The organism is Stenotrophomonas bentonitica, assembly GCF_002887735.1.
Taxonomy (GTDB): domain Bacteria; phylum Pseudomonadota; class Gammaproteobacteria; order Xanthomonadales; family Xanthomonadaceae; genus Stenotrophomonas; species Stenotrophomonas bentonitica_A.
Window position 1 is genome coordinate 123,175 of the sequence record NZ_PKQP01000004.1, and the last position, 18,300, is coordinate 141,474.

18 protein-coding genes are annotated in these 18,300 nt (G+C 67.7%); 11 read left to right on the forward strand and 7 right to left on the reverse strand.

Translation table 11 applies throughout. The features are described from left to right. Nucleotides 1-2 precede the first annotated feature (2 nt). The 5 genes from C0R07_RS09640 to C0R07_RS09660 form a co-directional block, all read right to left on the reverse strand. Nucleotides 3-842 carry a PhzF family phenazine biosynthesis protein gene (locus C0R07_RS09640; RefSeq protein WP_070472755.1) on the reverse strand — a complete coding sequence of 280 codons (840 nt, stop codon included), beginning with the start codon at nucleotides 840-842 and terminating at the stop codon, nucleotides 3-5. 80 nt (nucleotides 843-922) lie between these two features. Beyond that, nucleotides 923-1,513 (reverse strand): cysteine dioxygenase family protein, encoded by a 591-nt coding sequence (locus C0R07_RS09645; RefSeq protein ID WP_070472752.1) that lies wholly within the window; start codon nucleotides 1,511-1,513, stop codon nucleotides 923-925. Nucleotides 1,514-1,629: 116 nt separating this feature from the next. Continuing rightward, complete coding sequence (locus tag C0R07_RS09650) at nucleotides 1,630-2,493, reverse strand: rhamnogalacturonan acetylesterase (protein WP_070472751.1); 864 nt, start codon at nucleotides 2,491-2,493, stop codon at nucleotides 1,630-1,632. After that, entirely contained in the window at nucleotides 2,493-4,115 is a 1,623-nt protein-coding gene (locus C0R07_RS09655) for a carboxylesterase/lipase family protein (protein ID WP_102788782.1), read from the reverse strand. The genes C0R07_RS09650 and C0R07_RS09655 overlap by 1 nt, the downstream gene beginning before the upstream one ends. After that, nucleotides 4,108-5,100, reverse strand: coding sequence for an alpha/beta hydrolase (locus C0R07_RS09660; RefSeq protein ID WP_167390348.1), 993 nt, complete (start codon nucleotides 5,098-5,100; stop codon nucleotides 4,108-4,110). Before C0R07_RS09660 ends, C0R07_RS09655 begins: the two co-directional genes overlap by 8 nt. Nucleotides 5,101-5,251: 151 nt before the next feature. Here C0R07_RS09660 and C0R07_RS09665 point away from each other — a divergent pair, with 151 nt between their 5' ends. From C0R07_RS09665 to C0R07_RS09710, 10 genes are all read left to right on the forward strand, one after another. Then, complete coding sequence (locus tag C0R07_RS09665; protein WP_083279831.1) at nucleotides 5,252-6,073, forward strand: 2-keto-4-pentenoate hydratase; 822 nt, start codon at nucleotides 5,252-5,254, stop codon at nucleotides 6,071-6,073. Between the two features lie 37 nt (nucleotides 6,074-6,110). Further along, a complete protein-coding gene (locus C0R07_RS09670; protein WP_026069922.1) occupies nucleotides 6,111-7,115 on the forward strand; it encodes a TRAP transporter substrate-binding protein in 1,005 nt (334 codons plus the stop codon). Between the two features lie 12 nt (nucleotides 7,116-7,127). After that, nucleotides 7,128-7,658, forward strand: a complete 531-nt coding sequence (locus C0R07_RS09675) for a TRAP transporter small permease (RefSeq protein WP_019184090.1) — start codon at nucleotides 7,128-7,130, stop codon at nucleotides 7,656-7,658. Nucleotides 7,659-7,661: 3 nt separating this feature from the next. Further along, nucleotides 7,662-8,945, forward strand: coding sequence for a TRAP transporter large permease (locus C0R07_RS09680; RefSeq protein WP_070472742.1), 1,284 nt, complete (start codon nucleotides 7,662-7,664; stop codon nucleotides 8,943-8,945). After that, nucleotides 8,918-10,075, forward strand: a complete 1,158-nt coding sequence (gene pelA, locus C0R07_RS09685) for a pectate lyase (RefSeq protein ID WP_102788784.1) — start codon at nucleotides 8,918-8,920, stop codon at nucleotides 10,073-10,075. The genes C0R07_RS09680 and pelA overlap by 28 nt, the downstream gene beginning before the upstream one ends. Before the next feature lie 38 nt (nucleotides 10,076-10,113). Continuing rightward, a complete protein-coding gene (locus tag C0R07_RS09690; RefSeq protein WP_102788785.1) occupies nucleotides 10,114-11,694 on the forward strand; it encodes a family 43 glycosylhydrolase in 1,581 nt (526 codons plus the stop codon). A gap of 43 nt (nucleotides 11,695-11,737) precedes the next feature. Continuing rightward, a complete protein-coding gene (locus tag C0R07_RS09695) occupies nucleotides 11,738-12,796 on the forward strand; it encodes a LacI family DNA-binding transcriptional regulator (protein ID WP_046274231.1) in 1,059 nt (352 codons plus the stop codon). Between the two features lie 219 nt (nucleotides 12,797-13,015). After that, entirely contained in the window at nucleotides 13,016-13,864 is an 849-nt protein-coding gene (kduI, locus tag C0R07_RS09700; RefSeq protein WP_070426314.1) for a 5-dehydro-4-deoxy-D-glucuronate isomerase, read from the forward strand. 66 nt (nucleotides 13,865-13,930) lie between these two features. Further along, on the forward strand, nucleotides 13,931-14,686 hold the full coding sequence (gene kduD, locus C0R07_RS09705; protein ID WP_019184096.1) for a 2-dehydro-3-deoxy-D-gluconate 5-dehydrogenase KduD: 756 nt from the start codon (nucleotides 13,931-13,933) through the stop codon (nucleotides 14,684-14,686). A gap of 178 nt (nucleotides 14,687-14,864) precedes the next feature. Next, nucleotides 14,865-15,968, forward strand: coding sequence for a GDSL-type esterase/lipase family protein (locus C0R07_RS09710; protein WP_102788890.1), 1,104 nt, complete (start codon nucleotides 14,865-14,867; stop codon nucleotides 15,966-15,968). Between the two features lie 79 nt (nucleotides 15,969-16,047). Here C0R07_RS09710 and C0R07_RS09715 read toward each other — a convergent pair whose 3' ends face one another. Both C0R07_RS09715 and phhA read right to left on the reverse strand, forming a co-directional pair. Beyond that, entirely contained in the window at nucleotides 16,048-16,698 is a 651-nt protein-coding gene (locus C0R07_RS09715) for a DMP19 family protein (RefSeq protein ID WP_102788786.1), read from the reverse strand. Nucleotides 16,699-16,729: 31 nt separating this feature from the next. Next, nucleotides 16,730-17,626 carry a phenylalanine 4-monooxygenase gene (gene phhA, locus C0R07_RS09720; protein ID WP_070472727.1) on the reverse strand — a complete coding sequence of 299 codons (897 nt, stop codon included), beginning with the start codon at nucleotides 17,624-17,626 and terminating at the stop codon, nucleotides 16,730-16,732. A 127-nt stretch (nucleotides 17,627-17,753) separates the two neighbouring features. Here phhA and C0R07_RS09725 point away from each other — a divergent pair, with 127 nt between their 5' ends. After that, nucleotides 17,754-18,236 carry an Lrp/AsnC family transcriptional regulator gene (locus C0R07_RS09725; RefSeq protein ID WP_019184100.1) on the forward strand — a complete coding sequence of 161 codons (483 nt, stop codon included), beginning with the start codon at nucleotides 17,754-17,756 and terminating at the stop codon, nucleotides 18,234-18,236. The last annotated feature ends 64 nt before the right edge of the window (nucleotides 18,237-18,300 follow it).

Below are 18,300 nucleotides of genomic sequence, written 5' to 3' on the forward strand. Positions count from 1 at the left end.
GATCACAGCGTGACCTGCCCCTCGATGCAGGTCACGCAGTCCCCGCCGATCCATAGTGCTTCGCCCACGCGTTCTACCCGCAGCCGTCCAGCACGGCCCATCGCGGTGCCCTGGCTGATCACATAGCGCTCCGGCGCCTCGCCGGTGCTCAGCAGCCAGCGCGCGATGCCGGCATTGAGGCTGCCGGTGGCGGGGTCCTCCGGTGCGCCGTCACCGGCAATGAAGGCGCGGCTTTCGTACTGGGCCTCGTCGCCATCGCTGGCCTGCCACGGCCCGAACACGCCGACCTTCAGCCCCTGCAGCTGCGCGTAGTCCGGCTGGATCGCCAGCACCGCGGCGCGGTCACGCAGGCGCAGGGCCAGCCAGCCGGTGCCGTTGTCCGCCCAGCGCGCGTCCACCACGTCCTCCGCCGCCACGCCGAGCCCGCGCCGCACCTGTTCGCGCAGGTCCGGTGCCAATGCCTCGCCCCGCAGCAGTGGCGGCGCCAGGAATGCCAGGCCCGCCTCGCTGCGACGGATCCGCACCAGGCCGATGCCGCACTCCTGCACGATCTCTTCGTCCTTGGGCACGCCGCCATGGGCCAGCCAGGCATGACAGCTGCCCAGGGTGGGATGCCCGGCGAACGGGAGTTCTTCCAGCGTGGTGAAGATGCGCACGCGATAGTCTGCCTGCGGATCGGTAGGCGGCAGCAGGAAGGTGGTCTCGCTCAGGTTGGTCCAGTGCGCGAACGCGGCCATGCGCGCCGCGTCGATGCCTTGGGCGTCCAGAACCACGGCAAGCGGATTGCCCCGCAGGGGATCCTGGCTGAACACATTGACCTGTTGGAACGGCAGCGTAGGCATGGCGGAACGTCGGTAACCGGGTGCAACGCGCATGATGCGCGCCACCGCGGCGTCGGGTCGAGCGGTGCGCCCGTCGCGCCCTAGGCCGCGTCGGTTTCCATCACCTGCACGCGGCGCTGGTACCAGCCATCGGCCTCGGGTTCGAAGATGGCACTACGGGTCATCTTGCCCTGGTAGACGTGCACCGAGATCGCCAGCTCCGCATCGCTGGTATTGCGGATGGTGTGGTACTCGTGCGGCGGGATCAGGCTGCCGGCACTGCCACAGTCGCCCACCACGGCCGCTTCGGGGCGGAAGCTGAACCGCTCGCCATCACGCTCCAGCAGCTGGTATTGGGTGATTTCCAGCTGGCCCAGCCACACGCCCTCCACGCACCACAGCCCGCTGTGGTCGTGCAGCGGCGTGCCCTGCCCCGGCCCCCAGCTCATCGCCACGATGCTGTAGCCGTGCACGGGGCTGCGGTACAGCTCGCGGCGCGCGTAGTGGTCCTGGATTGGGCGATGCACGCAGGCCGGCAGCTGGATGCGGCTGTCGGCGATCGCCTCACGCAACGCCGAGCGCAGCGTGGTGGCGATCTGGTGCGCGTGCTCGTGCTGCACCGCATGGTCGACCGCGGCGATCAATCGATCGCGGCCATGGAACGGCGGAAACGGGTTGCATTGGTCTTGCATGCCCCGAGTCTAGGCGATCCGGGTGAACAACGTGTTTGACCTGGATCACATCCGTTTGCCCCACGATCTCCGACATACCCCGCCATTCGAAAGAAATAGTCGGACTTGCCTATTGATCAGGGAATCAGCAGCGTCCGCAACGAGGGAACCTGACGGGCAAGTTCCTCGGTGACCAGTGTGGCGAACAGCGCCGCGCCGTCCGGGCCCAGATGGGTGTAATCAAAGGCGACCTTGGCCTGCCCCATGGGCTCGGTGGCGGCGTTGTTCTGCGCGACAGGTGCGCCAGCGACGGGCGCTGCACCCACCGTCGTACCGCCCAGCGCCGCACTCACCTGCGCAGGCGTGGCGGCCGCCTGTGCCAGCGGCATCGAGGCTACCGGCCCAAGCGCCTGCACCACCGCGCGGCTGCGTGCGTGGAGGTCGACCAGCGGCACCTCCAGTTCCCGCGCAACAGTGCGCACGGCCTCGGCCCACGGGGCCAGATCATCGATCAGCACGCCGTCGGCGAACTGGCGGCGGGTCAACGGGGTCAGCAGCACCGGCTGTGCACCGGTGGCGCGGACCTCGCGCACGTAGCGGCGCAGATTGTCCGGGAACTCGCGCTGCAGATCGGTGGAGCGGCCCGGCTTGCCTGGCTGGTCGTTGTGGCCGAACTGGATCAGTACCCAGGTCTGCGCATAGCCCGGCATGCGCATCTCCGCCTCGGCCAGCGCCCACGAGCCTTCGGCACGGTAGTTGTAGGTGCTGCGGCCGCCGCGGGCGAGGTTGGTGCAGGTCAGGAACGAGGTCACGTGCCGTGCGCAGAACGCCGGCCCCCAGCCGCCCTGCACGGCCGTGGTGGAATCGCCGACCAGCACGATCTTGCTGGCGCGGATCGGGGTCGGTGCCGGGCGGTCCATCACCGCCGGATCCACGGCGGCCTGCGCCGCGCTCATCAGGGCGAACAGTGCGCTGCCGAGCAGCCAGGACGTACACCGCATCAGAATGTGCCTCGTTGGATGAAGGGGGCCTGCTGATAGAGACGACGCTCGCCACCGCGCGGGTCGTCGGCCTGCTGTGAGGTGGCATCGAACAGCATCGTTTCGCGGCGGGCGAGCGAATAGGTCTGCCAGCGTGGCAGTCCGCCATGATTCGGATCGCCATGGCGGGCGAAGGCGATCAAGGCCTCGCTCATCGTGGCCGCCACGCGGCTGGCTTCCTCGCCGTTGCCGGTGCGCGAACCGGGGCGGTCGATGTTGTCGAACACCAGCGGGATATCCAGGGTGTGGAACGCACCGAACCTGCCGCCGTCCAGCGGCGAGCCCCAATCGAGTTGATAGGCCCAGGTGGGTGCGCCCTGGCGTGCACGCGCCTCCAGTTCCTCCACCGCACCGCGCCATGAACGACCGGCGGTGGTGGCGGCGAAGAACACCTCCGAAGGCGTGTAGTGCGGATACAGGCGGCGGTACTCGGCGATCACCACCGAGGGCAGCAGGTCCACGTATTGCTCTTTTTCCAGCTTGGCCGGCAGCGTCTCCCAGGTCAGGGCGAAGTTGGCCGGATCGTTGCCGAGGAAGGCGCGGGTTTCATCGTGGGTGTTGCCGATCACCATCGGGATTCCGGCGGACTGTGCCGGCGCCTCCGGCCAGAACGGATGCACCGGCAGCGAGCGACCGTCCAGCACGGGGCCCACGTACAGGCTGCTGTTCTCCACGCGCGAGGGATCGCGTGCACGGGTGGCGGCCAGCAGCGCTTCCATCGGCATCGTGCGCAGCGCCTCGGCATCGGCCGCCCCCACGGCCTGCATCGCGATCTGCGCGCGCTGGGTGGCCGCACGCGGGCCGGCAGCGGTGACCTGCTGCCCGCTCATCGTCCACGCGCGCTGGAACAGGCCGCGTGCGGCCGGCATCGCCATCAGCGTGGCGATCTTCGCCCCGCCACCGGATTGGCCGACCACGGTGATGTTGCCCGCATCGCCACCGAACTCCGGCGCGTGCTGGCGTACCCACTGCAGCGCCTGGACCAGATCGAGCTGGCCGACATTGCCCGAATCGGCGAAGCGCGCATCGCCCAACTGCGCCAGGTACAGGTAACCGAACACGTTGAGCCGATGGTTGACCGTGACCACGACCACGTCGCCACGCCGGCACAACGCGCTGCCGTCATACAGCGGGTCGCTGCCCGAGCCGTTGTTGTAGGCACCGCCATGGATATAGAACACGATCGGCCGCTTGCCGCCGTCGCGCAGCGCCGGGGTCCACACGTTGAGGTAGAGGCAGTCCTCGCTGCCCGGCCCTTCGTTACCGCCCTGCGGCGCGGCATTGCCGTACGCCAGTGCATCACGCACGCCACGCCAGGCCGATTCCTGCACGGCCGGCTGGAAGCGTCGTGGCGCGGTATCGGCGCCGTAGGGAATGCCGCGGAACACATTCACGCCCTGCTCGAGCTGCCCGCGCAGGCGCCCGCTGCGTACACGCGCCAGCGGCGCGGCATCGTGGCGCGGGCCGGGCACCCCGGCAAAGGCCGGCAACAGCGGCAGGCTGGTAGCACCGAGCATCAGTGCATAGCGCGCGCTGTCGCGCAGGAAACGACGCCGTTGAAGATCGGCGGGGCTATCAGTCATGACGCGCGGGCTCCGTGTGGCGCGAGGGGATCCAGCGCAGGGCCAGCTCGGGCCACTGCGCGGCGGTCAAACCGGCCGGGATGCGCACGCCGAAGCCGTGGCCGCCGAACGGGAACAGATGTATTTCGGTGGCGACGCCGGCGCGCCGCAGCGCCTGGTAATACACCAGGCTGTTATCGACCGAGACCACGGTGTCGTCCTGCGCATGCACCAGGAAGGTCGGCGGCGTATCGGCGCGGACCTGCTCCTGCATCGAGAACCGCGCCTGCAGCGCGGCATCGGGGTGCGGGCCAAGCAGGCGCGTACCCGAGCCGGTATGCGCGTGCGCGCCCATGTCGATCACCGGGTAGATCAGCAAAGCGACATCCGGGCGTGCGCTGAGCGCATCGATGGCATCGCGATGGGGATAGACCGGTGCATCGAAGCCATTGCTCAGCCGTGCCGCGACGTGGCCGCCGGCCGAAAAACCCATTACCCCGACGCGCTGCGGATCGATCTGCCAGCGCGAAGCATCCGCGCGGATCACCCGCATCGCGCGCTGCGCATCGGCCAGGGCGGCCTGGCGATCACTGCGGCCGGCGGGCAGCCGGTAGCGCAGCACGAACAGGGTCACCCCGCCCTGCTCGACGAACGCCGGCACCAGGGCAGTGCCTTCCTTGTCGAGCACGACGCGCTGGTAGCCGCCGCCGGGCACCACCAGCAGCGCGCTGCCGTTCGGGCGCGGTGGCCGGTACACCACCAGGTAGGGCGCACTGACGTTGTCGATGTAGCGATCCGGCAGGGCGGGATCATGGCTGCGCTCCACCACGTTGGGCACGCTGGCCGGGCCGGCTTCGCCCGGCACCTCGCCCGCCGGCCACAACGCGATCCGGTCCGCCGCGCCAGCGGCCGGCTCGGTGCCCGGCACGGCATGCTCGGCTGCGCGCGCGAGGCCGCAGGCCAGCAGCAGGAAAGGCAACAATGACAACACTAGGGGGCGGCGCATCGGCGGACGTCCTTCCGGCAGGGGAACAGGCATCGTGCCTGACCGGCAGCCGTTCTGATGCGCTGCACATTGCCAATGACACCGGTTTACCATATACAGCACATCCAACCGCTGTCGATTGGCAGTGCAACAATTTTTCCGGGAGACCCGCTTGAGCAACGACCACGGCAAACAGGACCTGCCCGACCAGGGGTTGGGCGAGATCGCCCGGCACTTCGTCAGCGCCCGCCAACACGGCCAATCCCTGCCGGATTTCCCGGGCACCATCCCGGAAGACCTCGTCACCGCCTATCAGGTACAGGACCAGGCCATCGCGCTGTGGGACGACCAGGTGGTCGGCTGGAAGGTGGGCTACATCGCCGCCGAGCGCCGCGATGTCTCCGGCGACGATCGGCTGCTGGGCCCGATCTTCTCGCGTCAACTCTGGAATGCTACCGGTGGAACAGTAGAGATTCCGGTGTTCGTCGGGGGCTTCGGCGCGGTCGAGGCCGAGTACGTGATCCAGCTGCAGGAAGACGCCCCGGCGGACAAGCTGCAGTGGACTCCGGAAGAAGCCGAGGCCCTGGCCGCCAAGCTCTTCATCGGCGTTGAAGTGGCCAGCAGCCCGCTGGCGACCATCAACAAGCTCGGCCCGCGCGTGGTGGTGTCGGACTTCGGCAACAACAATGGCCTGGTGCTGGGCCCGGAAATCCCGGACTGGACCCGCCTGGACGATGCCGACCTGCGTGCGGAAACCCGCATCGAGGGCGAGGTGGTCGGCACCGGTGGCGCGACCCTGCTGCCCGGTGGCCTGCGTACCGCCTATGCCTTCGCCCTGGGCCGCTCGGCGCAGCGTGGGCGGCCGTTGAAGGCCGGCGACCTGATCGCCAGTGGCAACGCTACCGGCATCCACGATATCGCCGTGGGCCAGCAAGCATTGATCCGTTTCGTCGGCTACGGCGACATTACCTGCAAGGCCATCGCCGCCGGGTAACCGCGCGGACATGGCGAGCACGCTTGGGAGGGCGCAGATGTTCACTCGCAGAAGTTTCCTGGCCACCAGTCTGGGCGCGCTTGCCGCGCCCGCGCTGACGGCTTGTTCGCGGTCGTCCAACGCCGCACCGGCTGGTGCGCAGTTGCTGACCGCCACCGACGTCCACGTCGCCGACTACCCCACCGTCACGGCGGTGAAATGGATCGGGAAGACGCTGGAAGAAAAAACCGGCGGCCGGCTGCGCCTGCGCCAGTACCACTCCGGCCAGCTCGGCCGCGAGTCCGAGGCGATCGACATGGCCCGCTTCGGCGCCATCGACATCACCCGCGTCTACTCCGGCGCGCTCAACAACGCATTTCCGCTGACCCAGGGCCTGTGCCTGCCGTATGTGTTCGAGTCGGTGGCGCACATGCGCCGCGCCCTCGATGGTGGCGTTGCCGATACGGTCCTGCAGGGCTTTGAAACCCGCGATCTGGTCGGCCTGGCCATCTACGACTCCGGCGCGCGCTGCTTCTACAACACCAAGCATCCGATCGTGGAACCCAAGGACCTGCACGGCCTGAAGCTGCGCGTGGCGTCTTCGGACATCTTCATCCAGCTGATGCGCCTGCTCGGTGCCAACCCGACCCCGATGTCGCTGGGCGATACCTTCTCGGGCATGGAAACGCACATGATCGACGGTGCGGAAAACAACATGCGCAGCTTTCACTCCAGCCGCCACTTCGAGGCCGCGCACTACTGGTCGCAGAGCGATCATTCCTACGCGCCGGACGTGCTGCTGATGTCGCGCCAGAGCTTCGATGCGCTGAGTCCGGCCGACCGCACCCTGGTGATCGAGACCGCACGCGAGTCGGTGCAGGTGATGCGCGAGCAGTGGGATGCCTCGGAAAACACCGCCCGCCAGGCCGTGGCCGACTTCGGCATCAAATTCAACGAGGTCGACATGCCGGCCTTCCGCAAGGCCGCCGACCCGCTGCTGCAGCGATACCTGCAGCAGCCGGAGCTGGCCGCCCTCACCCGTCGCATCCGCGACTTCGCCTGAGGCCCCGACGCGATGTCCGACTCGACTTCCGAAACCGTCATCACCCCGACCGCGCCGCAGCGCCTGCTCAACGTCATCGCCGATGTGGCGATCTACATTGCCGTCATCGCCCTGCTGGGCCTGGTGGTGGTGCAGGGCTGGCAGGTGTTCGCCCGCTATGTGATCAATGATTCGCCCAGCTGGACCGAGCCGGTCACGCTGCTGCTGCTCGCCACCGCGATGAGCCTGGGCGCGGCCACCGGCGTGCATACCCGCCGCCATTTCGGCTTCTTCCTGCTCGCCGCGCACATGGGCCCGGGCCTGCGCCGCGCGGTCGATGTGTTCGCCGCGCTGGTGGTGGCCGTGCTGGGCGTGGTCATCGCCTGGTGGGCGGCCGTGCTGCTGATGGACGGCCTGGACATCAAGGCCGCCGGCGCCAACCTGCCGCAGAGCATCAACTACCTGCCCCTGTCGATCGGTGGCGCCTTGATGGCGATCTTCGCCGTGAACCAGATGGCGCTGGCTGTACGGCCGGCCGATGCCGTTGCCGAGGGAGATCGCTGAGTCATGGGTATCACCATTCTTTTCACCCTGTTCGCGGTGCTGTTGCTGCTCGGTGTGCCGGTCGCGTTCGCGCTCGCCGCCGCCGCCCTGGCTACCTTGTGGTACCTGGATCTGCCGACGCTGGTGCTGGTCCAGCAGATCTCGGCCGGTACCGGCTCGGCCTCGCTGATCGCCATTCCATTGTTCATCTTCGCCGGCGAAATCATGATGCGCGGCGGCATTTCCGAGCGCCTGATCTCACTGGCGTCTTCGCTGGTCGGGCGCATGCGCGGCGGCCTGGGCCAGGTATCGATCCTGTCCTCGCTGTTCTTCGGCGGTGTATCCGGTTCGGCCATCGCCGATGTCTCGGCGGTCGGCGGCACGATGATTCCGCAGATGGTCAAGCGCGGCTATGACCGTGACTTCGCGGTCAACGTCAGCATCACTGCCGCGCTGGTCGCGCTGCTGGTGCCGCCCTCGCACAACCTGATCCTGTTCTCGGCCGCGGCCGGGGGTGGCCTGTCGATCGCCGATCTGTTCGCGGCCGGCATCGTGCCGGCGCTGCTGATGACCGTCGCCCTGATGATCACCGGCTACGTGGTCGCGCGCCGTCGCGGCTATGGCGTGGAAATCTTCCCCGGCTGGCGGGCGGTGCTGCTGCGGCTGGTCTCGGCCCTGCCCGGCCTGGGCCTGGTCGCGCTGATCTTCATCGGTATCCGCGCCGGCATCTTCACCGCGGTGGAAAGCGCGGCGATCGCCGTGGTCTACGCCCTGCTGGTGACCACGGTGCTGTATCGCCAGCTGGACTGGCGCGAGTTCCTCGGCACGGTCACCCATGCCGCGCGCAGTACCGGCGTGATCCTGTTCGTGATCGCGACCGCGGCGGTGTTCGGCTGGCTGCTGGCCTATCTGGAAGTGCCGTCGGCGGCGGTCAATTTCCTGCAGTCGTTCGCGCACAGCCAGTTCATGGTGCTGTTGATGATCGTGATCATGCTGTTGCTGCTGGGCACCTTCATGGATCTGGCGCCGATGATCCTGATCTGCACGCCGATCTTCCTGCCGGTGGCCAAGGCCTACGGCATCGATCCGATCCACTTCGGCCTGGTGCTGGTGCTGACCGGTGGCCTTGGCCTGGTGACGCCGCCGGTGGGCTCGGTGCTGTTCATCGGTACCGCGATCGGCAAGATCAGCGTGGGTGAGAGCATGCGCTCGATCTGGCCGTTCTGGTTCGCTGCCCTCGGCGTGCTGCTGATCGTCACCTTCTTCCCGGAAATGTCGCTGTGGCTGCCCGCCCTGCTGCGCGCGTAAGCGTGCGGCGGCTGGCTGCCCTGCTGTGGGTCGCCCTGCCCTGCGCCGCCATGGCGCAGGGCCAGGACATCGCGCTGCGCGGCTTCCAGGACGGCATCAACCATTGGCAGAGCGGCCACGGCACGGACTACCCGCGCTATCGGCCCGATCAGTACCGGCAGATCGCCGACAACCTGGTCGCGCTGCAGCGGCGCGGTGGTGGCTGGGCGGTCAACCAGGATCCCCAGCGGATCCTCGACGAGGCCGCCAGGGCCCAGGTATCGGCCGACCAGGCCACGCCCGGCGGCAGCTTCGACAACCGCAACATCTACACCCAGGTCAGCTACCTGGCCGAGGCCTTCGCGCGCAGCGGGGAGGCCCGCTATCGCGATGCGGCCGTGCGCGGCCTGGACTTCATCCTCGCCGAGCAGATTCCAACGTGTGGCGGCTGGCCGCACTCGGTGCCGTCGCGCACCTCCTACCATGGCCATATCACCTTCGCTGACGACGTCACCAGCGGTGTGCTGACCACGCTGCGGCGGGTGCAGCGCGAGCCGGTGTTCGGCTTCATCACGGCCGATCAGCGTGCCCGCGTGGACGCGGCCGTGACCGCCGGCGATGCCTGCCTGCTGCGCCTGCAGGTGCGCCAGGACGGTGTGCCGACGATCTGGGCCGGCCAGTACGACCGCACCACCCTGCAGCCCGCGCAGGGCCGGAAGTTCGAACTGCCGGCGCTGGTCACCGACGAGAGTGTCGGCGTGGTCCGCTACCTGATGTCGATCCCGGATCCATCGCCGGAGGTGGTCGCCTCGGTCAACGCCGCCATGGCGTGGTTCCAGGCGCACGCGCTGACCGGCTGGCGGCTGGAGACCTTCCAGACCACGCCGGAACAGTTCCAGTTCCATCGCACCACGGTGGATCGCCGCCTGGTCGCCGATACGGATGCCCCACTGCTGTGGGGGCGCTTCCATGACCTGCGCGACAGTTCGGTGGTGCTGGCCAACCGGGAGGGCGAACGCGTGGCCACCTTCGATCAGATTCCGCGCGAGCGCCGCACCGGCTACCACTGGTACGGCACCTGGCCGCAGGCCCTGATCACCACCGAGTACCCACGCTGGCAACAGCGTCTTGCCGGGCCCGGGGCGCGCTGAGCGCGGCCGGCCCACGATACGTTCAAGGGAGAGAGACGATGCACTTGAGGAAGACCCTGGCGAGCTTCGCCACCGCCTGCCTGCTGCTGGCCGGCGCCGGACACGCCGCCGAGCCGGCCACCGCCTGGAAGCGCGGGATCGAGAACCAGCGCCAGGCCGACCTGGGCAACGGTACCTTCCTCAACCCGGTGTTCGCCGGCGACCGTCCGGACCCGTCCGTGCTCAAGGATGGCGACGACTATTACCTCACCCTGTCCTCGTTCGATGCCTACCCCGGCCTGCCGATCTGGCACTCGCGCGACCTGGTCAACTGGCAGCCGCTGGGCCATGCCATCACCAGGAACGTGGGGGCGATCTGGGCCCCGGACATCGTCAAGCACGGCAGCCGCTACTACATCTACTTCCCCGCCCGCACCGGGGAGACCCGCAGCAACTTCGTGGTCTGGGCCGACAACATCAAGGGCCCGTGGAGCGAGCCGATCGACATCGGCCTGGGCAGCTACATCGATCCCGGCCATGCGGTGGGCGAAGACGGCAAGCGCTACCTGTTCCTCAGCGGCGGCGACTATGTGCAGCTGGCCGACGACGGCCTGAGCGTGGTCGGCACGCCCAAGCACGTCTACGACGGCTGGAAGTACCCGGAAAGCTGGGATGTGGAGGCCTATGCGCAGGAAGGCCCGAAGATCAATTTCCGCGATGGCTGGTACTACATGACCACCGCCGTGGGCGGCACCGCCGGCCCGCCCACCGGGCACATGGTGATCACCGCGCGCTCGCGCTCGATCCACGGCCCGTGGGTGAACGCGCCGAACAACCCGATCATGCGCACCCAGTCGGCCGCCGAGCCGTGGTGGTCGCGCGGCCACGCCACGGTGATCGAAGGCACCGACGGGCGCTGGTGGATGATGTATCACGGCTACGAAAACGGGTACTGGACGCTGGGGCGCCAGGCCCTGCTGGAGCCGATCGAATGGACCGCCGATGGCTGGTTCGTGGCCAAGGGCGGCGACCTCGGCCAGCCGCTGGCCATGCCTTCGGGCACATCGGTCGGCCAGCACGGCATGGCGTTGTCCGATGACTTCCGCGGCAAGACCCTCGGCGCACAGTGGTCGTTCTTCAACCCGGCCCAGGACGAGTACAAGCGCCTGGGCTTCACCGGCAAGGGCATGGTACTGCAGGGCAAGGGCAGCACCCCGCGCGACAGCTCGCCGCTGACCGCCATCGCCGGCGACAAGGCCTACCAGTTCGAGGTCGAGATGGAGATTGCCCCGGGCGCGGTGGGCGGTGCCCTGCTCTTCTACAGCGACCGCCTGTACGTGGGCGTGGGCAGCAACGGCGAGAAGTTCATCATGCACCGCTACGGCGAGGAGCGCCCCACCCGGCTGGCCCCCAGCGCCACCGGTGGCACGCTGTGGCTGCGGGTGACCAACAATCGCCACATCGTGACCATCCACTCCAGCACCGATGGCAAAACCTGGCAGAAGTACCCGGTTCAGATGGAAGTCTCCGGCTACCATCACAATGTGGCGGGCAAGTTCCTGGCCCTGAAGCCGGCGATCTATGCTGCCGGTGACGGCAAGGTCCAGTTCCGGAACTTCCGCTACCGCGCCCTTGATTGAGCTCCCCGCTAGAATCCCCTGACTCATCCCCGGTTTGAACGACATGTCATTGCGCAGCAAAACCGATCCGTCGCCGCACGGATTGACCAAAGGCAAGGCCGCCACGATCAACGACATCGCGCGTCTGTCCGGGGTATCGAAGAAGACCGTTTCGCGGATCATCAACAACTCGCCGCTGGTGCGCAAGGACACGCGCGAGAAGGTCGAAGCGCTGATGCGCGAGGTCGGTTACACGCCGGACCCGCTGGCCCGGGGGCTGGCGTTCCGGCGCTCGTTCCTGATCGGCATGGTGTACGACAACCCGACCGCGCAGTACATCGTGGACATGCAGTACGGCGCGCTGGACGCGCTGCGCGGCTCCAGTTTCGAACTGGTCGTGCACCCCTGCGATTCGCGCAGCCCCGGCTACATCGAGGGGGTGCGCCGCTTCGTGCAGCAGCAGAAGCTGCACGGCGTGATCCTGGTGCCGCGAGCCTCCGAAGACCAGGCGCTGGTGGACATGCTCGATGAGATCGGCTGCCGCTTCACCCGGATCGCCTCGCTGCCGCTGGATGACACCTCGCAGATGGTGGTCACCCACGATCGCGACGGCGCGGCCGAAGCTGCCGATTACCTGCTTTCCCTGGGCCACCGCGACATCGCCCTGGTGACCGGCCCGAGCGCGTACCGCTCGGCGCACGAACGCACCGCCGGCTTCATCGATGCGCTGGCCAAGCGCGGCATCGAGCTGCCCCCCGCTCGCATCGTCGAGGCCGGCTACACCTTCGAATCCGGCGTGGCCGCGGCCGAAAAGCTGCTGCTGGGCAAGCAGCGCCCGACCGCCATCTTCACCGGCAACGATGAAATGGCCGCCGGTATCTACAAGGTCGCCCTGCGGGCCGGCATCAACATTCCGCGCCAGCTGTCGATCATCGGCTACGACGACAGCCCGCTGGCGTCGCGCCTGTGGCCGTCGCTTACCTCGGTGCGCCGCCACACGCGCGACACCGGCCGCACCGCCGCGGCCATGCTGATCCAGCCCGATGGCCAGGCGGTGATGCAGCACGCCAGCGTGCGCCCGCACCTGATCGTGCGCGACTCCTGCCAGCCGCCCGAGGATTGACGCGCGCCGCGATGGCAACGATGCGCGTTCATGATGAACGCGTCGCCACGCGCCCGTGCACTCCGTTGCCGATCGCACGGCTTTTCTGACATGGACACCACGCCGGGCCCGCCCCGGTCTATCGTGCGCTGCAAAATGACACCGGTTTACCAAATCGCTACAATCACTTGAAATCGCGCCGGGGCCGACGCATCGCCCCACCCCTGCTCTGGAGACGCCATGTACTGCAAGACCCACTACGCCACCCATCCCGACGCCATCAAGGGCGCCAGCAATGACGACCTGCGCGAGCTGTATCTGCTCGACGGTCTGTTCAACGCCGATGCGGTGACCCTGAAGTACACCCATTACGAGCGCTTCGTGCTCGGCGGTGCGGCCCCGGTCAACGGCCCGGTCTCGCTGCCCAAGCAGACCGAGCCGGCCTCGGCTGCCGGCCACGCGTTCCTGGAGCGCCGCGAGCTGGGCGTGATCAACGTCGGCGCCGGCAGCGGCACCGTCACCGTAGACGGCACCGTGTTCACGCTGGGTCCGAAGGACGGCCTGTACGTGGCCATGGGCAGCACCGAGGTGGTGTTCGCTTCCGATGACGCGGCCAACCCGGCGCAGTTCTACCTGGCCTCGACCCCGGCGCATGCGCGCTTCGAGACCAAGGCGCTGTCGATCAAGGACGCCGTGGCACTGGACCGTGGCGCGCTGGAAACCAGCAACGAGCGCACCATCTACCAGTACATCGTGCCGGCCACCTGCCAGTCCTCGCAGCTGCTGCTGGGCCTGACCGTGCTCAAGCCGGGCAGCGTCTGGAACACGATGCCGCCGCACCTGCACGACCGCCGCAGCGAAGTCTATTTCTACTTCGACCTGGGCCAGAACGACCGCGTGTACCACTTCATGGGCGAGCCGGACGCGCAGCGCCACATCGTCATCCAGAACAACGAAGCCGTCGTCTCGCCGCCGTGGTCCATCCACATGGGCGCGGGCACCAGCAACTACGCCTTCATCTGGGCGATGGGCGGCGAGAACCTGGATTACACCGACATGCACGTGCTGGACATCTGCCAGCTGAAGTAACCCCGACACGCCGCCGGCATCGCGCTGGCGGCGTCTGTTATGCATTGGACAAGGACCACATACGCAATGGCTAATCCGTTCAGTCTGGAAGGCAAGGTCGCCCTCGTCACCGGTGGCAACACCGGCCTGGGCCAGGGCATCGCGGTCGCATTGGCGCAGGCCGGTGCCGACGTCGCCGTGGCCGGCATCGCGCCGCCCACCGAAACCATCGCCAAGATCACCGCCCTGGGTCGTCGCTGCCTGGCGATCGAAGCGAACCTGATCAGCATCGAGCCGGTCGAGCGCGTCATCCGCGAAACCATCGAAGGCCTGGGCGGCCTGGACATCCTGGTCAACAACGCCGGCCTGATCCGCCGCGCCGACGCGGTGGAGTTCAGCGAGCAGGACTGGGATGACGTGATGAACGTCAACATCAAGTCCGCGTTCTTCATCTCGCAGGCCGCCGGCAAGCATTTCATCGCCCAGGGCCGCGGCAAGATCATCAACATCGCCTCGATGCTGTCCTTCCAGGGCGGTATCCGCGTGCCGTCGTACACCGCGAGCAAGAGCGGCATCGCCGGCATCACCCGCCTGCTCGCCAACGAGTGGGCCAGCAAGGGCATCAACGTCAACGCGATCGCCCCGGGCTACATGGCCACCGACAACACCGCCGCACTGCGCGCCGATGAGGACCGCAACAAGTCCATCCTCGACCGCATCCCTGCAGCGCGCTGGGGCACCCCGGAAGACCTCGGCGGCACCGCCGTGTTCCTGGCCTCCAGCGCCTCGGACTACGTCAACGGCGCAGTGCTGCCGGTTGATGGTGGTTGGCTCGCCCGGTAACACCCTCGCTACGCGCTGGCGCGCCCACGATCTGGGCTGCAGATCGTGGGCCCCGAGCAATCGTTGCATCCAGACCCCCACCGCTTCGCGGTCGCCCCCTGACTCAGGGGCCTTTCCACCAGATGCACGCCGGTAGTGCCGGCCGCCGGCCGGCAGCTCTCCATCCAGGAGCATGACCATGCTGCGTTTGCTGTTGTCCCTGTCGTTCCTGCTCGCGGCCCCCAGCGCGCTGTGCGCCCCGCACCGCATCTTCATTGCCGGGGATTCCACCGCCGCCGAGTACGGCCCGGAGCGCGCGCCACAGGCCGGCTGGGGCCAGGCCTTGCAAAGCTATCTCGATCCCGCCGTGTGGGAGGTCCGCAACCACGCCAAGGGCGGCCGCAGCACGCGCAGCTTCATCGACGAAAAGCGCCTGGATGCGATCGCCGCCGAGCTCCAACGTGGCGACGTGCTGCTCATCCAGTTCGGCCACAACGACGCCAAGTTCGAAGACCCCACGCGCTATACCGATCCTGCCGTTGCCTACCCGCAGTTCCTGATGCGCTATGTGCAGCTGGCGCGCGACAAGGGCGCCACGCCGGTGCTGATCACCCCGGTGGCGCGGCTGCTGTACGACTTTGGTTCGCTGCTGGACACGCACGGTGTATACACTCAGGCCGTGAAAGCGCTGGCGACCCGCGAGCAGGTCGCGCTGATCGATCTCAATGACAGCTCCACGCGCTGGATCCGCGCGCTGGGCGAGCAGGGCGCCAGGCCCTATTTCATGTTCGTACCCGAGCAGAACAAGGCCGACGGCACGCACTTCAGTGTGGCCGGTGCGACGGCGGTGGCGTGCCTGGTGATGCGGGACTGGGTGGCACTGCAGCCTGAACTCACGTCCGCGCTGAAGCGCGATATCGACTGCGAGGTGCGCAGTGCAGGGCGGGGTGGTGAGGCCACCAAACCCTCGCGCGTGGTCCACGAGCGTGACATCGCGGTGACCCAGCCCGGCCCGCATGGTGGAGCGGGGCCGACCACGGCGTACCCGTTTTTCGCCGAGGACACGGACCTCCCGTTCGTGCTGCGCAAGCGCGTGCTGCACAAAGGCGCGGGGATCGGCTTGCATCCCCAGCACAAGGACGAGATCTACTACATCGTCAGCGGGCAGGGCAGCTACGTACTGGATGGGAAGCAGTACGACGTGGCGGCGGGGGATGCGCTGCTGACGAAAACGGGCAGTTCGCATGCGCTGCAGCAGGTGGGCGAGGAGGATCTGGTGGTGCTGCTGGCGTACCCGCGGTGATCGAAACCCAGCCGAGCACGGGCTCGGCTCTACACGGGCTGCGTTGTGCTGTAGCGCCGGGCCTACGCTCGGCCTGGCCCTACAACGGCTCCGGGCCGAAGTGCTGCAGCCCCAGCCGCGCCAGGTCTTCCGGGCGCTCGAAATAGGCTTCGTCGAAGGCGTGCAGGGCGGCCTGCTCCTCATCGGTCATCGCGCCGTACAGGTCGGTCAGTTCCTTGATTTCCGGGTCGTCCTCCAGCCGGTCCAGCAAGCCACGCATCCCTGCCAGGATCGCGTGGGTCTGCACCGCACCCATTGCCTGCAGCGCGCGCAGCGCCAGCTGGCAGGTCGGGTCGCCCCAGTTGCACAGGAACTGCATGAAGCCCCCGTTGTTGATGTCCGCCTCCATGCGCCACAGCGCGACCAGCTGCTGGTCCTCATCGGACAGCGCATCCAGCGACCATCCGGCCGATTTCAGCCGCGCCAGGGCCGCCTCGTAGCGGTCGTCCCACACCTGGTTCGGCACATCGACTACGCCCTCCTTGCGCGCGGGAAGCAGTGCCGGCCAGTTCACGCCCAGCCCATCGGGCGTGAGCACCCACTGCGCGCGCTGCAGGGCATCGGCCTCGTGCAGCGCAGGTGCCCAACGTAAGGGTTGCCGGGTGCGCCGGCCATCGGCGAGGGCCAGCAGGACGAAGTCGTCGTCGAAATCGACGGTGGCCACGCGCAGGGAAGCGAAAACATCGGTCATGCGGGTCAGGATACCGGACCGGCCAGCGCGCTCACACGTCGCCGCCGTCTTCCCAGCCTTCGCCCGTACCCTTCTGGAATACGCGGTCGCCGTCCTGCACCTCACCGGCCGGCAGGTGTTCCTTGGCCTCCAAGGCGGCATAGATCGGGGTGAAGTCCGGCGCGGTGGCCTGCATCAACTGCTCGAAGCTGTCGATGACGAAGTAGGTCTTCTGGAAGGTGTCGATCCGGTAGCGGGTGCGCATGATCCGCTCCAGATCGAAACCGATCCGGTTCGGTGCGGCCGACTCCAGCGAGTACAGCGATTCGCCCTTGGACGACACGATGCCGGCGCCGTAGATGCGCAGGCCCTCATCGGTGTTGATCAGCCCGAATTCCACCGTGTACCAGTACAGGCGGGTGAGGTGCTGCAGCGCCTCCGGGCCGATGGCATGCGCCTTGACGCCGCCGCGGCCGTACGCGGCCATGTAATCGGCGAACACCGGGTTCATCAGCAGCGGCACGTGCCCGAACAGGTCATGGAACATGTCCGGTTCGGCGATGTAGTCGATCTGGTCCGGGCGGCGGATCCACCAGGTGACCGGGAAACGGCGGTTGGCCAGGTGGTCGAAGAAATCCAGTTCCGGCAGCAGCCCCTCCACACCCACCAGGGTCCAGCCGGTGGCGGCGCCGAGCACCTCATTGAGCTGGTCGAAGCGCGGGATCATGTGCGCGCTCATGCCCATCTCATCCTGCGCATGCAGGAATTCCTTGCTGGCGCGGCCGACCAGCAATTCGCGCTGGCGCTGGAACAGGGTGCTCCAGGTCGCGTGGTCGTCGGCGGTGTAGCTGTCCCAGGGCTGTTCCACGATGGCAGTGGTATAGACCGGCACGTATCCCTTGTCGGTCTGCTGGTGTTCGACGCGGCGGGGGGCGGTGGCGGTTTCCATCGTGGTGGTCTCCTGGGAAGTCACCTGTCGATGCTAGGGCAGGGCGCGCGCAAGAGGTTTGCAAAGTTGCGCGGATATGGCCTGTTGGCGCAATATCATTGCGTCCACATCATGTTGCGGGGCAGCAATGACCGGAGATGCCCAGTTCGACCGCACGGATCTGCGCTTGCTGGCGGAAATCCAGCAACACGGTCGTGCCACCAACGCCGAGCTCGCCGCCCGGGTCAACCTGTCTCCGTCGGCCTGCCTGCGGCGGGTCCAGCGGCTGGAAAGCGAGGGCGTGATCGCCGGGTATGGCGCCCGCCTTGAGCCGCGTCAGATCGGCCTGGGCCTGCAGGCCTTCGTCCGCGTGCAGCTGGAAAAACACGACCAGCACGCCATCGGCGTGTTCGCCGACAGCGTCGTGGAATGGGATGAGGTGGTGGCCTGCCACGCGCTCACCGGCGACATGGACTACCTGCTGCACATCTATGTGCGCGACCTGGAGCACTTCTCCAGCTTCCTGCTCGACAAACTGCTCAATGCCGCCGGCGTGGCCGACGTCAATTCCAGCTTCGTGCTGCGCACGGTCAAGGAATTCCGCGCGCTGCCGTTGTCGCAGCTGGAATGACGCCGATCGCCCTCGCGATCGCACGGTAGAGCCGACCGTTGGTCGGCTGCCCCAACCCCATGGC

What these genes read in the sequence shown, in the direction of transcription:
- C0R07_RS09640 (WP_070472755.1), bottom strand. Translation starts at nt 842, where the DNA reads ATGCCTACGCTGCCGTTCCAACAGGTCAATGTGTTCAGCCAGGATCCC.
- C0R07_RS09645 (WP_070472752.1), bottom strand. Translation starts at nt 1,513, where the DNA reads ATGCAAGACCAATGCAACCCGTTTCCGCCGTTCCATGGCCGCGATCGA.
- C0R07_RS09650 (WP_070472751.1), bottom strand. Translation starts at nt 2,493, where the DNA reads ATGCGGTGTACGTCCTGGCTGCTCGGCAGCGCACTGTTCGCCCTGATG.
- C0R07_RS09655 (WP_102788782.1), bottom strand. Translation starts at nt 4,115, where the DNA reads ATGACTGATAGCCCCGCCGATCTTCAACGGCGTCGTTTCCTGCGCGAC.
- C0R07_RS09660 (WP_167390348.1), bottom strand. Translation starts at nt 5,100, where the DNA reads ATGCGCCGCCCCCTAGTGTTGTCATTGTTGCCTTTCCTGCTGCTGGCC.
- C0R07_RS09670 (WP_026069922.1), top strand. Translation starts at nt 6,111, where the DNA reads ATGTTCACTCGCAGAAGTTTCCTGGCCACCAGTCTGGGCGCGCTTGCC.
- C0R07_RS09675 (WP_019184090.1), top strand. Translation starts at nt 7,128, where the DNA reads ATGTCCGACTCGACTTCCGAAACCGTCATCACCCCGACCGCGCCGCAG.
- C0R07_RS09680 (WP_070472742.1), top strand. Translation starts at nt 7,662, where the DNA reads ATGGGTATCACCATTCTTTTCACCCTGTTCGCGGTGCTGTTGCTGCTC.
- C0R07_RS09690 (WP_102788785.1), top strand. Translation starts at nt 10,114, where the DNA reads ATGCACTTGAGGAAGACCCTGGCGAGCTTCGCCACCGCCTGCCTGCTG.
- C0R07_RS09695 (WP_046274231.1), top strand. Translation starts at nt 11,738, where the DNA reads ATGTCATTGCGCAGCAAAACCGATCCGTCGCCGCACGGATTGACCAAA.
- kduI (WP_070426314.1), top strand. Translation starts at nt 13,016, where the DNA reads ATGTACTGCAAGACCCACTACGCCACCCATCCCGACGCCATCAAGGGC.
- kduD (WP_019184096.1), top strand. Translation starts at nt 13,931, where the DNA reads ATGGCTAATCCGTTCAGTCTGGAAGGCAAGGTCGCCCTCGTCACCGGT.
- C0R07_RS09710 (WP_102788890.1), top strand. Translation starts at nt 14,865, where the DNA reads ATGCTGCGTTTGCTGTTGTCCCTGTCGTTCCTGCTCGCGGCCCCCAGC.
- C0R07_RS09715 (WP_102788786.1), bottom strand. Translation starts at nt 16,698, where the DNA reads ATGACCGATGTTTTCGCTTCCCTGCGCGTGGCCACCGTCGATTTCGAC.
- phhA (WP_070472727.1), bottom strand. Translation starts at nt 17,626, where the DNA reads ATGGAAACCGCCACCGCCCCCCGCCGCGTCGAACACCAGCAGACCGAC.
- C0R07_RS09725 (WP_019184100.1), top strand. Translation starts at nt 17,754, where the DNA reads ATGACCGGAGATGCCCAGTTCGACCGCACGGATCTGCGCTTGCTGGCG.